Genomic DNA, 12,635 nt, shown 5'->3' with positions numbered 1-12,635 from the left:
CCGTATTTGTCGACGGCCGTGTAACAGCGGTTAAAGGGCCGATCCGACGCGGGAACCTCCGGGTCATGAACCACAACGCCCCGCTCCCCCCGCTCTCCCCCCGCCCCCTTCGTCACCTCTCCGAGGTGCACCGCCGCGTCATGACGGCCGCGCAGCTGAAGTCCCACGGTGTCGCGAACGCCGACATGAACGAGCAGTGCCGCCCGGGCGGCCCCTGGCAGCAGATCCTGCCCGGCGTCTTCCTGCTCCACCCCGGCCCGCCGACCAGCGAGGAGCGCCTGCACGCGGTGCTGATGTACGCGGCACGGGAGCGGACGCCGGCCGTGCCGTCCCAGCCGAACGCGGACGAGGACCACGCCGCCCCCCGCTACCCCGACGCGGTGATCACGGGCCTCGCGGCGCTGACCCTGCACGGCTTCTCCGCCACCCCGCCGCTCACCGCGCTGGACACGGTCGACGTCCTGGTCCCGCGGATGCGCCGGCTGCGCTCCACGGGCTGCGCCCGCATCCTGCGCACCCCCGCACTGCCCACCCCCCAGCAGGTGACGGGTCTCCCGGTCGCCCCGGTGCCGCGCGCCCTGGCCGACGCGGTGGCCGAGCTGACGGACGCGGGCGCCGTACGCCGGCTGCTGACCGAGGCCGTCCGGGGCGGTCACTGCGAACCTGCGTCGGTGGTGCGGGAGTTGAACCAGGCGAAGCTGCTGTCCCGCCCGCACGTGGTGGACGCGGTGGACTCCCTGCTCGCGGAGGGCCGCGCGATCGCGGAGGACCGCCTGTACGAGATGGTCCGCGACCACGGCCTTCCCGACCCCGTCTGGAACGTCGACCTGCGCCTGCCGGGCGGCCCTCACCTGGGCGGCCTCGACGCGTACTGGCCGGAGCACTCGGTGGCCGTCGAACTCGACACCCGGGCCCCGCGCCAGGGCGACCGGCAGGACGACGACGCCCTCTGGTCCGAGTACGCCCGCAAGCGCGAGCATTTGGAGCGGCTCGGCATCACGGTCGTGCACATCACCCCGAAGAAGCTGCGGGAGTCGATGGAGCAGCAGGCGGCGGTGGTCCGTACGGCGCTGATGGCCGCGGTGGACCGTGATCCGGCCGCGTATGTCGTGGTGCTGCCCCGGTAGTGACGGACCGGGACGGCAGCACCAGGAGGGGAGAGGAGGGGCCGCGGGGCCGGAGAGCCCCGCGGCCCCTCCTCATGCCGTCAGCTGAGGTTGGGGCCGCGTGCCCCGGTGCGCCCGGCCGTCGTGCCCTCTCCCTCCCCCTTGCCCTTCCCGCCCTTCCCGCCCTTCCCGCAGAACTCGGCCTCGATCACCGCGGCCGTGTCCCCCGACCAGTCGCCGTTGAAGTTGAAGGCGAGGGCGTGGCGGCCGTCCCGCGTCGTGACGCCCTCGGATATCGAGCCATGGATGCCGCCGCCATGGCCCCAGACCGTGACGCCGCAGGTCAGCTTGGTCTTCATCAGGCCGAGGCCGTAGCTGTTGGCCTCGTCGAGGGGGATCGTCGTGGTCATCTCGGCGAGCTGCTCGCGCGGCAGGAGCTTGCCGCGCAGGAGGGCCGAGTAGAAGCGGTTGAGGTCGGCCGAGTTGGAGATCATCTCGCCGGCCGCGTAGGCGAGGGACGGGTTGAGCTTCGTGACGTCGTACGTCGGGCCCGTCGCCGTCTCCGCCAGCTTGGAGTAGGCACGGCTGCTGGGCCCGGGGACGCTCACGCGGGTGCCGGGGACGGACGTGGCGGTCAGGTGCAGGGGCTTGATGACGCGGTCGCGGACCTCGGCGCCGTACGGGCGGCCCGTGGCCTTCTCGATCACCATTCCGGCGAGCACGAAGTTGGTGTTGGAGTAGTTCCACGACGTCCCCGGCTCGAAGTCCGGCTTGTGGGTCATGGCGAGCGCGACCAGTTCCGCGGGCTTCTTGGTGTCGTAGCGGTGCTCGAAGAAGCCGTCCTTGAGGAAGTACGTACGGCCGAAGTCGTCGTCCGCCGTGTAGTTGTAGATGCCGCTGGTGTGGTTGAGGAGCTGGCGGAGGGTGATCCGTCCGCCGTCATGGCCGTTGCCCCGCACCACGCCCGGCAGCCACTCCTCGACGGTGTCGTCCAGGGACAGCGTGCCCTCCGCCTCCAGCTGGAGCAGCACGGTGGCGACGAAGGTCTTGGTGATGCTGCCCACCCGGTAGCGGTCGTCCGCCGCACGCGGCTTGCCCGTCTTGAGGTTGCCGACGCCCGCTGTCGCCGACCAGGTGCCGCGGGCGTCCTTCACGGTCGCCGTCACGCCGGGCACGCCGTCGTCGACGGCTGCCTCCATGGCCTTGCGGGTCGCGTCGTGCCCCTGTGCGGCGGGCGTGGCCGCCAGCGCGGGGACCGCGAGGGCCACGGACAGCGTCACCGCCGTCGCCGCCACGAGGGCCGTGCGGGTCGTACGTACGCTCATGTCTCTCCCCCATCTGCCCGCTCGCTTCGAGCGTGGTCGGAGGGAGAGACCGGGCGGGTGCCGCCAAGGTTGAAGAGGGGGGCGGCAGTTGAGCGTGTTTCGGCCGTTGTGCGGCTCGGGGCTGCTTCGGGGCCCGCTCAGGCCTTCTTCAGGACCAGTTCCGTGTTGCGGTCCCCCCGCTCGCCCGCCAGCGTCGAGCGGGCGCCGGGAGCGTTGAGGGACAGCTCGCGGTAGAGGGCGGCGAGGCCCGTCTGGGAGAGGTCCGTGAAGTCGGTGGCGTGCGGGGCCGAGGACTCGATGAGGGTGGTGAACAGCGAGATCGTGCCGTCCTTGTTGTCCACCACCTCGATGATCCGGGCGAGTTGGGGGAAGTCGACGTGGGAGGCGGTGGAGATCTCCCAGAAGGAGCGGCCGCCGGAGGCGGAGTGCGGGGTGATGACGTTCTTGTGGATGTGCCCGTTCACCCAGGCCAGGACATTGCGGTGACCGCCCAGCAGCTTGACCAGCTCGGCGCCGCCCACGCGCCGCTCGCTCGGACGGGCCGGGTCGCGGCGGAGGTTGCCCATCGTCTTGCTGGTGTGGTGGCTGAAGATGATCGCGTACGAGTCCTTGTTCTCCCGCAGCGTCCTGTCCAGCCAGTTGAACTGGGCCGCCCCGATGGACCCTTCGTAGTGGCCGCCCGGGTCGGTGGTGTCGAGGCTGATGCCGATGACGTCGTCGGCGATGCGGAAGCTGTAGTACTGGGTGCCCGCGTCCAGGTTGGCCGTCGAGTAGCCGTGGCCGACGGGGCCGTGGCCGCGGAAGGCGGGGTCCAGGTGGGCCCGCACGTAGTCCTTCGGCGTGAACGGCGCCCGCTTCTCGTCCGGGGTGACCGAGCGCATCGAGCGGGCGTGGGCCTTGAGGAAGTCCTTGAAGACGGTGCCCCGCGGGTCCTTGTCCTGCTTGAGGGAGTCCTGGAGCTTCTTGGCGTCCGCCGCGGAGACGTTCATCAGCTTCTTGCCGCCGACGGCCAGGTCGGTCAGGTAGGAGTCGCTGTGCGAGGCGTACGTGCCGAGCGGCATCGCGTCGTGGTTGCCGACCGTGGAGTACCAGGGGATGTTCAGACCGGGGCTGCGCGTCTCGCGGATCGCGGCGGCGAGGAAGCCCTCGATGTGCGGGAAGCCGACCTGCTTGTCGGCGTCGCGGACGCTGTCGTCGGCCTGCCAGTACAGCTTCAGGCCGCTGTTCTGGACGCCCTCGTACTGCCGCGGGTCACCGGTGTTCGGGGTGACGCGGCCGCCGCTCATCACCGTGAGGAACCACTCCAGCTCGGACTTGCAGTTGTTGTCCGTGTTGTCGCCGGTGGTCATCGCGAAGTGGAGCGGGGCGCCGGTGACGGGGCCGCCCCGCAGGGCGTTGAGCCGCTCGACGAGCGCCACCGCGCCGGGCACGGTCAGCGCCTCCTGCGGCCGCCAGGCGTGCACGTCCGTGGAGCGCAGGTACTCCAGCCGCAGCGGGTGCTGGGCGTCGATCAGGTGCAGGTCGGTGAGCTGCACGAAGGCGGCGAGCGCCGTACGCCGCTTCGCGCGGTCCGCCTTGGGGGCGGCCAGGTCGTCACGGACGACGCGGCGCCAGCCGGGGCCGTCACCGAGCCGGCGGTAGCCGGAGGTACCGCGCGGGGTGGCGACATTGGCCAGCGTGGTGCCCCGCGTGTACGGAGCGAGCGCGACCGGCAGCTTGCGGGAGGCACCGACCGGCGCCTCGGCCGCGGCGTTGCCCGCACCGGCGCCCTGCGCGCTCGCGGGGCCCGCCGTGGTGGCGGCCTCGCTGTCGGTGGGCCGCAGGGTGTAACCGACCCCCGCGGAGAGGGTCACCGCACCGGTGGCGGCGAGCAGAGTACGGCGGTGGACCCCAGCGGAGCTGGCGACAGAGCGTATGCGCGACATGGCGCGATCTCCCCGAGTGCGAACGCGTCGGCAGTGGTCGCGGGGCGCTCGCCGAAGCGAACGTCCCGCTCACTGTGGATCGTTGGCACCGGGAATGGCCTGCGCATGAACAGGGCGGCAACGCGCAACGCCGATCACCGTACGTGGATCTTGGGACACCCTCCGCGTTCACGGCCGCTCCTCGAACGGCCGGGACGCGGTCACTCCGTGTTCATCTTGCGGGGTAGTGCAGCTATGTGCCCGCGCCCTGGATGCGCCCCGCCGCCGGCCGCTCGCGCCACAGCGCCAGTCCCTTGTCGACCATGGAGACGCGGGTCAGGTCCGGGACGTCGTCCAGGGGATGCCAGGCCGCCATGTCGGTGGAGCCGTTGGCTTCGTAACGCAGGTCGCCGCCGGTGACGCGGGCCTCGTAGACGAGGCGGACGCCGTGGTGGTCGACGTCGCGGCCGAAGCGGGCCGGGAAGACGCGGTGGGCGGAGTCGAGGCCGAGGAGGCCGGTCGGTTCGACGAGGTAGCCGGTCTCCTCCTCCACCTCCCGCACGACCGTGTCGTAGGGGTCCTCGCCGTGTTCCATGCCGCCGCCGGGCAGCACCCATTCGGAGCCGCCGCCGGGGGCCGGGGACCGGGCGAGGAGGAGTTGTCCGTCACGCACGCATATGGCGTAGGCCGCCACCCTCAACTTCTTTTGCACGTAGGGACATTAGAGGCGCGAGGCCCGGATCGGCAGGCGTTTATTTCCGGCTTGCGGGCGACTTGCCTCTTAAGACCCTTGCATCCCAAATGAACAGGGGGTTTCCCCCATTCCTCCATTTCGATTGGGTCAACTCTTCCCAAACATCCTTCCCTTGCGTAAGGCTGTGCGGTCGTCCGGGTTCACATACCGGACGGCCCATGCTCCTTTACCTACAAGGGATGCCGATGACCCTCACCCCCCAGCGCGAACCCAAGCCGGGCGCGAGACGCGCGGCCCGCATAGCCGTGGCCGCAGGTCTCGTCGCCGCGCTGTCCGCAGCCGGGCCGATACCCATGGCCATGGCCGCGGGCCCCGCGCCCGCCGCGGACCCGAGCGTCAAGTCCGCGCACGACAAGCTCGGTTCGGACGACGCCGACCTGCTCGCCGAGGCGAAGTCCGACGGCGACAAGAACGTCACGATGATGATCGCGACCGCGCCCGGCCAGACCGAGAAGGTCGCCGAGCAGCTGGACGCGGTCGGCTCTGTGGGCCGTACCTACGACAAGCTCGGCTATGTCCGCGCGACCGTCCCCACCGGCAAGGCCGACTCGGCCATCGCCGCGGCGACGAAGCTCTCCTCGGTGCACGGCATCGACCTGCGCGAGGAGATACCCCTGGACGACCCCGCCGTCGACACGAAGAAGTCGACGGCCGCCGCCACGTCCTACTCGGCCCCGTCGAAGAGCACCCCGGCCGAGAACCCGTACAACCCGTCCTTCGAGACGGGCTCCGTCGACTTCGTGAAGAAGAACCCGAAGGCGGACGGCCGCGGCATCACCATCGGCATCCTCGACAGCGGCATCGACCTCGCCCACCCGGCGCTGCAGAAGACCACCACCGGCGAGCGCAAGATCGTCGACTGGGTCACCGCCACCGACCCGCTCGTCGACAACGACCGCACCTGGCGCCCGATGGTGACCTCCGTCTCCGGGCCCACGTTCAGCTACAGCGGCAAGACCTGGACCGCGCCGGCCGGTTCCTACCAGGTCAGCACCTTCCTGGAGTCGTACACCACCGGCGGCGACGCGGCGGGCGACGCCAACCGTGACGGCGACAAGACCGACTCGTGGGGCGTGCTCTACGACGCCGCGAACGGCACGGTCCGGGTCGACCTCAACAACAACAACGACTTCGGTGACGACACCCCGATGAAGCCGTACAAGGACGGCTTCCAGATCGGGTACTTCGGCACCGACAACCCGGCCACCGACGTCGCCGAGCGGCAGCCGTTCGTCGTGCAGATCCGCAAGGACGTGCCGATGGACCCGCTGGGCGGCGACTGGGTCGGCCAGAAGCGCGACTTCGTCAACATCGGCGTCATCGAGTCCGAGCACGGCACCCACGTCGCCGGCATCACCGCCGCGAACGGCCTGTTCGGCGGGAAGATGAACGGCCAGGCCCCCGGCGCCAAGCTCGTCGCGTCCCGTGCCTGCACCTGGACCGGCGGCTGCACCAACGTCGCGCTCACCGAGGGCATGATCGACCTCGTCGTCAACCGTGGCGTCGACATCGTCAACATGTCCATCGGCGGTCTGCCGGCGCTGAACGACGGCAACAACGCCCGCGCCGAGCTGTACACGCGCCTGATCGACACCTACGGCGTCCAGCTCGTGATCTCGGCCGGCAACTCCGGCCCCGGCGCGAACACCATCGGTGACCCGGCGCTGGCCGCCAAGGTCATCTCGGTCGGCGCGACCGTCTCCAGGGAGACCTGGGCCGCCAACTACGGCTCGGTCGTGGAGAAGCAGTACGCGATGATGCCGTTCTCCTCGCGCGGCCCGCGTGAGGACGGCGGCTTCACCCCGACGCTGTCGGCGCCGGGTGCCGCGATCAACACCATCCAGACGTGGCTGCCGGGCGCCCCGGTCGCCGAGGCGGGCTACACCCTGCCGGCCGGCTACGGCATGCTCCAGGGCACCTCGATGGCGTCCCCGCAGGCCGCGGGCGCGTCCGCGCTGCTCCTGTCGGCCGCCAAGCAGAAGGGCATCGCCCTCACCCCGGCGAAGCTGCGCACCGCGCTGACCTCGACCGCCGACCACATCAAGGGTGTTCAGGCGTACGAGGAGGGGGCCGGCCTCATCAACGTCCCGGACGCCTGGGACTCCATCCGTGACGGCGCGACCGCCCACGAGTACACGGTGAAGGCTCCGGTCGACACCGCGATCGACCAGTTCCTGAAGACCCCGGGCTTCGGCACGGGCGTCTACGACCGCGAGGGCGGCCTCAAGGCCGGGCAGAAGAAGACGTACGACGTCACGATCACCCGTACGTCGGGCGCGGACAAGGCGATCCGGCACGAGCTGCACTTCGAGAACAACGCCGGGGACACCTTCAAGATCGTCGGCTCCGACGAGATCAGCCTCGGCCTGAACAAGCCGGTCACCGTCAAGGTCGCCGCGAAGTCCTCCTCGGCGGGCATCAAGAGCGCGATCCTGGAGGTCGACGACCCGCGCACCGAGGGCATCGACAAGCAGGTCCTCAACACGGTCGTGGTCTCGGCGCCGGTCAAGTACACCTACTCGGCGGCCGGTTCGACGCAGCGCAACAGCTCCAAGTCGTACTTCGTGACCGTCCCCGAGGGCGCGAAGTCGCTTGAGGTCGCGATCGGCGGGCTGAAGGACAAGAGCCAGACCCGGTTCATCGCCATCCACCCGTACGGCACCCCGTCGGACACCACCGGCACACCGTACTGCTACAACAACTACCTCGACGGCAACGGCTGCAAGCCGGACGTGCGTTCCTACGCCGACCCGCAGGCCGGCGTCTGGGAGATCGAGGTCGAGTCGCGCCGTACGTCGCCGCTGCTCGACAACCCGTTCAAGCTCGACGTCACCGTCCTCGGCGCGGCCTTCGACCCGGAGACCGTGACCGTCCCCGAGGCCAAGGTCGGCACCCCGGCCGCCGCCTCCTGGAAGGTGACCAACAAGTACGCCGCGATTGACGGCAAGCTGGCCGGCGGCCCGCTCGGCTCGTCGAAGGCGGCCCGTCCGACCATCGCCGAGGGCGCCACGCAGACCACCACGGTCGAGGTGCCCGAGGGCGCCACCTCGCTCGACGTCTCCATCGGCAACGTCTCCGACGCGGCCGCGGACCTCGACCTGGCCGTCTACGACGCGGCCGGTACCGAGGTCGGCAGCTCCGCCGACGGTGACTCGGAGGAGTCGGTCTCGATCGCGAAGCCGGCCGCCGGGAAGTACAGCATCGAGGTCATCGGCTACTCGGTGCCGGCGGGCTCGACGGCGTACGACTACCTGGACGTGTTCTTCTCCGCCGCGCTCGGCACCGTCACGGTGGACGAGTCGCCGGTGAAGCTCGGTACGGGTGCCACGGCCACGGTCGGCGGCAGCGTCACCGCGCTGGCGCCCGCGCCGGAGGGCCGTGAGTTCTTCGGTCAGGTCCAGCTGCTCAACGCCCGTGGCACGGTCGCGGGCCTCGGCAACGTGAAGATCGAGAAGGTCACGCCGTAGTGGCGTAGTACGGCTCCGCCACAGTGGCGGTGAGGCGGGCGTCCGGTTTCGGGCGCCCGCCCTTCGTCGTCAGCAGGTGAGTCCCCGCGACTGAGCCAGCGAGCCGGTGATCCAGGCCCGTTCGGGGACGATGTTCTTCTCGCCGACGGCCCAGAAGTCGGGCTGCAGAGCGCCCTGCGGGATGCCGATGAGCACCTGGTCGCCCTCGCGCAGGCCCGGGACGAGGTTCTCGTCGACCACGAAGGCCAGCTCCTGCTCACCCTTGTCCGGCTTGTAGTAGCGGGTCATGTGCAGGGTGACGCGGACCGACCCCGTACCGGCGAGCTGTTCGACGGAGGTGGCCCTCCCCTCGGCCACCAGACGGGAACAGGCGAGGTAGCGGGGGCTGCCGAAGGCGGAGTCGGCGTCAGCGGAGGCCTCGTCCTTCGCGGCGCTGCCGGAGTCCGCTCCCGAGCTCGCGGTGTCTCCGCCCCCGGCCTGGGTCAGCAGCCAGCCCATGCCGACCAGCACGGACGCGGCGGCGGCCACGGCGAGGCTGCCCAGGGCGACGGTGAACACGCGGCGCCGGGTGCGGGAGGGCTGTCGTACGGGGGCGGGTTCCGGGGCCGGCTCGGGCGCCGGTGCCTGGGGCATCGGCTCGGCGAGCGTGTGCCCGATGATCCCCAACTGCTCGCGCAGCAGCTCCACATCGGCCGCCGCGGACCGGTGCTCCGCCATGAAGGCGGCGTCCGCGCGTGCCTCGTCGGTGAGCGGCTCGCCGGTGATCGCGGCCATCAGGGCGTCGACGCCGCCGCGGCCGTCGTCGTAGCCGTCGCGACCGGTGCGGTCTTCGTTCTCGGCGGTCACGTCACACCACCTCGTCCTCGTGCAGGCGGGCGCGCAGGGCCCGTACCGCCGTGTGCAGCCTGCTCTTGACCGTGCCCTCCGGGATGCCGAGCTCCTCGGCGATGTCACGGACCGGCAGGTCGCCGTAGAAGCGCAGGACCAGGACCTGGCGCTGGGTGTCGGGCAGTTCGTCCAGGCCCTGGGCGACGGCGAGGGAGAGCAGGCTGGTGTCCTCGCCGGAGGGGTGTTCGAGCTGGCGCAGGGAGGCGAGCCGCTCCCCCAGCCGCTCCTGGCGCTTCTTGGCCCGGTGCCAGTCCATGGCGAGGTTGGAGGCGACGACCGCCGCCCACGCCGACACGTCCCGCGGCGCCTCGCGGCCGCTGGCGGCCCGCTCCAGCAGCCGCAGACGGACCTGCTGCACCCCGTCCGGCAGGTCCGTCTGCGGCACTCCGCCCAGTGCGAGCACGGCCCGCACCCGGCGTTCCTGGGCCGCGTCCAGCGGATCGTCCGGTACGTCCCGGACGGCACCGCCCCCCTGGTCGCGGCGGGCCCTTCTGCGCAGCACAGCCACCCCTCCCCTCCCCGTGTGGTGACTGTGACGCCGTACTGCGCCAAAACGTTCGGCCGGATGCCCGGCAATTTCTCGGCGCGGCACAGAGTTGTACGTCACACAACCGCGTAGCCCGGTCGCCGATGGGCAGGCGAGCTTGCGGCGCGGGGCGGCCGTAGGACGAATTTCTCCAGCTCAGCACGGGTATGAGCCGGAGAACCGGAGCCGCACCCGGGGTCCGTCGCGTCCCATTGGCCGGTCATCCATGCCAAACAATTGGACAGGCGGGCCGAGGCTGACCGCATGATGGAAACGCCTCGGCCATGCAGCAGACACAGACAAGCCACGTAGAAGGAGTCGCCGTGAGGGTCGGAATCGTCGGAGCCACCGGTCAGGTCGGCACGGTCATGCGCAGGATCCTCAAGGAGCGCGACTTCCCGGTCACCGAGCTGCGCCTGTTCGCCTCGGCCCGCTCGGCAGGCTCGGTGCTCGACGGCGTGACCGTGGAGGACGCGTCGACGGCCGACTACACCGGCCTGGACATCGTCCTGTTCTCGGCGGGCGGCTCGACCTCGAAGGCCCTCGCCCCGAAGGTCGCCTCGCAGGGTGCCGTCGTGATCGACAACTCCTCGGCCTGGCGGCGCGACCCCGAGGTCCCGCTGGTCGTCTCCGAGGTGAACCCGCACGCGATCACCGACCGCCCCAAGGGCATCATCGCCAACCCGAACTGCACGACGATGGCCGCGATGCCGGTCCTGAAGCCGCTGCACGCCGAGGCCGGCCTCGAGGCGCTGGTCGTCGCCACGTACCAGGCGGTGTCGGGCTCGGGTCTGGCCGGCGTCGACGAGCTGTTCGAGCAGGTCAAGAAGGTCGGCGACGACGCGCCCAAGCTGACCCACGACGGCTCGGCGGCGGAGTTCCCCGAGCCGCACAAGTACGTCGCCCCGATCGCGTACAACGTCCTGCCGCTGGCCGGTTCGATCGTCGACGACGGTCTGCACGAGACCGACGAGGAGCAGAAGCTCCGTCACGAGTCCCGCAAGATCCTCGAGGCCCCGGAGCTGAAGGTCTCCGGCACCTGCGTGCGCGTCCCGGTCTTCTCCGGCCACTCCCTCCAGGTCAACGCCCGCTTCGCCCGCCCGATCAGCGTGGAGCGCGCCAAGGAGCTGCTGGCCGGCGCCCCCGGCGTCGCCCTCTCCGACGTCCCGACCCCGCTGCAGGCGGCCGGCCAGGACCCGTCGTTCGTCGGCCGCATCCGTGCCGACGAGACGGTCGAGCACGGTCTCGCCCTCTTCCTCTCCAACGACAACCTCCGCAAGGGCGCCGCGCTGAACGCGGTGCAGATCGCGGAGCTGGTGGCGGCGGAGCTGAAGGGCTGACGCCCCGTCCTACGTCGAGAGGGGCGCCCACCGTCCACCGGTGGGCGCCCCTCTCGTTGTGCTCGGACGCTGAGCTCAGAGCTCCAGATGCAGTCTGAGTGCCGCATCGATCTGGGCCATGCGCTGACGGGGTACCGACCCGATCTGCCGCAGCAGTCGCTCCCCGGCCAGGGCGCGGACCTGCTCGCACTGCACCTTGGAGTCCTTGAGGAGGCCGCCCTCACCCGCGGGAAGCAGCACCTGGAACGGGAAGACGCGGGAGGTGTTCGTGGTCAGGGGAACCAGGGTCACGACACCTCGCCCGGTGCGCTGCACCGCCGCGTTGGCACCGTCGTTCGAGACGATCACCGCCGGACGTGCCTTGTTGGCCTCGCTGCCGCGCACCGGCTCGTAGTCGACGAGGTAGATGTCACCGCGCTTCATCGGTCAGCCCGTCCCCCGAGAACTGGTCCCAGAACCCGGCGTCCTCGCTGCCGTCCCACTCGGCGAACGCCTCCGTGTACTCCTGCTCCAGGTGAGCCCGTCGCAGCAGCTCGATGGCGTCGTGAATCACCGCGGACCGGGAGTCCGCCGATTTCTTCGCGACGTACTCGTCGACGAACGCCACATCCTCCTGAGGAAGGCTCACACTGATCTTCATACCCCGAGCATAGCAAGTGGCGGCAAATGTTGCTACCACTAGTACTACCAGCAGTACTACATCAGTACCTACCCCTTTCGCACCTCATAGAGGAAGCACCCGTACTCCACGGCCCTGACATGCACGAACGCCACCTCGGGGTCGGCGAACGCCTCCGCGAACGCCGCCTCGAAGTCCCCCGGCTCCACCAGCCGCCCCCCGACGATCCGCCCGTCGCCCGAGTAGCGGCGGACGGTCCGGTGGGCGTTGGCGAAGGGCAGCGCGTCCACATCCGGGCCCCCGCACTCCTCGGCGTGGATGAACACCGGCCCCTGCTCGTCGTAGGCCCCGGGATCGACCCCGTGCTCGGCCGCCCGGCGCCGCTGCGGGGCGTACGAGACGAGGGCGATGCTCCCCCACTCTCGGCTTCGCTCGAGCGGGGGGACCCCCATGCCGGGGGCGCTGCGGCGCAGGCAGCAGCGCAGGGGCGCCCCGCCTTCCTCGTCGGTCACGGGAACCGTCCGGCGTCCCGCGTCGTCAGCAGAGCGAAGCTCCTTCAGGGCCGTCGGATCGATGGGGTGTGCCAGATAGGTCGTCACGCCCCCAGCGTCACGCGTGTGCGCCCCGCCCACCGGCGGTAAACGGACATCGCGCTCCGTGCAGGTCCCATGGAAGGATGACCGAACCCACACATATCGAGGAGATG

Annotated in this window: 11 protein-coding genes; 3 read left to right on the top strand and 8 right to left on the bottom strand. The window is 70.7% G+C overall.

The window, feature by feature from the left end; all coding sequences use genetic code 11:
- Positions 1–65 precede the first annotated feature (65 nt).
- Positions 66–1,127, top strand: coding sequence for a hypothetical protein (locus OHT51_RS27640; RefSeq protein WP_328881616.1), 1,062 nt, complete (start codon positions 66–68; stop codon positions 1,125–1,127).
- 80 nt (positions 1,128–1,207) lie between these two features.
- On the opposite strand, the gene OHT51_RS27635 is transcribed toward OHT51_RS27640, so the two are convergent.
- The 3 genes from OHT51_RS27635 to OHT51_RS27625 all read right to left on the bottom strand — a co-directional run bounded on the left by OHT51_RS27635 (position 1,208) and on the right by OHT51_RS27625 (position 5,047).
- Positions 1,208–2,431 (bottom strand): serine hydrolase domain-containing protein, encoded by a 1,224-nt coding sequence (locus tag OHT51_RS27635; protein WP_328881615.1) that lies wholly within the window; start codon positions 2,429–2,431, stop codon positions 1,208–1,210.
- 137 nt (positions 2,432–2,568) lie between these two features.
- The gene (locus OHT51_RS27630; protein WP_328881614.1) at positions 2,569–4,356 is read right to left on the bottom strand and encodes a TIGR03767 family metallophosphoesterase; all 1,788 of its coding nucleotides are present in this window, start codon (positions 4,354–4,356) and stop codon (positions 2,569–2,571) included.
- Between the two features lie 232 nt (positions 4,357–4,588).
- Positions 4,589–5,047 (bottom strand): NUDIX hydrolase, encoded by a 459-nt coding sequence (locus OHT51_RS27625; RefSeq protein WP_328881613.1) that lies wholly within the window; start codon positions 5,045–5,047, stop codon positions 4,589–4,591.
- A gap of 227 nt (positions 5,048–5,274) precedes the next feature.
- Here OHT51_RS27625 and OHT51_RS27620 point away from each other — a divergent pair, with 227 nt between their 5' ends.
- Positions 5,275–8,556 carry a S8 family serine peptidase gene (locus OHT51_RS27620; RefSeq protein WP_328881612.1) on the top strand — a complete coding sequence of 1,094 codons (3,282 nt, stop codon included), beginning with the start codon at positions 5,275–5,277 and terminating at the stop codon, positions 8,554–8,556.
- 69 nt (positions 8,557–8,625) lie between these two features.
- On the opposite strand, the gene OHT51_RS27615 is transcribed toward OHT51_RS27620, so the two are convergent.
- Together OHT51_RS27615 and OHT51_RS27610 are read right to left on the bottom strand one after the other, a co-directional pair.
- Positions 8,626–9,402 (bottom strand): hypothetical protein, encoded by a 777-nt coding sequence (locus OHT51_RS27615; RefSeq protein ID WP_328881611.1) that lies wholly within the window; start codon positions 9,400–9,402, stop codon positions 8,626–8,628.
- A 1-nt stretch (position 9,403) separates the two neighbouring features.
- Positions 9,404–9,952: an RNA polymerase sigma factor gene (locus OHT51_RS27610; protein WP_383246387.1), complete on the bottom strand. Its 549-nt coding sequence runs from the start codon at positions 9,950–9,952 to the stop codon at positions 9,404–9,406.
- Positions 9,953–10,293: 341 nt separating this feature from the next.
- On the opposite strand from OHT51_RS27610, the gene OHT51_RS27605 reads away from it, so the two are divergent.
- Positions 10,294–11,310, top strand: a complete 1,017-nt coding sequence (locus tag OHT51_RS27605; protein WP_328881610.1) for an aspartate-semialdehyde dehydrogenase — start codon at positions 10,294–10,296, stop codon at positions 11,308–11,310.
- A gap of 75 nt (positions 11,311–11,385) precedes the next feature.
- Here OHT51_RS27605 and OHT51_RS27600 read toward each other — a convergent pair whose 3' ends face one another.
- From OHT51_RS27600 to OHT51_RS27590, 3 genes are all read right to left on the bottom strand, one after another.
- On the bottom strand, positions 11,386–11,733 hold the full coding sequence (locus OHT51_RS27600) for a type II toxin-antitoxin system PemK/MazF family toxin (RefSeq protein ID WP_328881609.1): 348 nt from the start codon (positions 11,731–11,733) through the stop codon (positions 11,386–11,388).
- Positions 11,720–11,950, bottom strand: a complete 231-nt coding sequence (locus tag OHT51_RS27595; RefSeq protein WP_328881608.1) for a ribbon-helix-helix domain-containing protein — start codon at positions 11,948–11,950, stop codon at positions 11,720–11,722. Before OHT51_RS27595 ends, OHT51_RS27600 begins: the two co-directional genes overlap by 14 nt.
- Positions 11,951–12,018: 68 nt before the next feature.
- Positions 12,019–12,528, bottom strand: coding sequence for a DUF1203 domain-containing protein (locus OHT51_RS27590; protein ID WP_328881607.1), 510 nt, complete (start codon positions 12,526–12,528; stop codon positions 12,019–12,021).
- Between the last annotated feature and the right edge of the window lie 107 nt (positions 12,529–12,635).

Origin of the sequence: Streptomyces sp. NBC_00299 (assembly GCF_036173045.1) — a bacterium.
Lineage (GTDB): Bacteria > Actinomycetota > Actinomycetes > Streptomycetales > Streptomycetaceae > Streptomyces > Streptomyces machairae.
This window is presented reverse-complemented; position numbering and strand designations above follow the sequence as displayed.

Coding starts and splice junctions, on each gene's coding strand:
- OHT51_RS27630 (WP_328881614.1), bottom strand. CDS start 4,356: ATGTCGCGCATACGCTCTGTCGCCAGCTCCGCTGGGGTCCACCGCCGT.
- OHT51_RS27595 (WP_328881608.1), bottom strand. CDS start 11,950: ATGAAGATCAGTGTGAGCCTTCCTCAGGAGGATGTGGCGTTCGTCGAC.
- OHT51_RS27635 (WP_328881615.1), bottom strand. CDS start 2,431: ATGAGCGTACGTACGACCCGCACGGCCCTCGTGGCGGCGACGGCGGTG.
- OHT51_RS27620 (WP_328881612.1), top strand. CDS start 5,275: ATGACCCTCACCCCCCAGCGCGAACCCAAGCCGGGCGCGAGACGCGCG.
- OHT51_RS27600 (WP_328881609.1), bottom strand. CDS start 11,733: ATGAAGCGCGGTGACATCTACCTCGTCGACTACGAGCCGGTGCGCGGC.
- OHT51_RS27640 (WP_328881616.1), top strand. CDS start 66: ATGAACCACAACGCCCCGCTCCCCCCGCTCTCCCCCCGCCCCCTTCGT.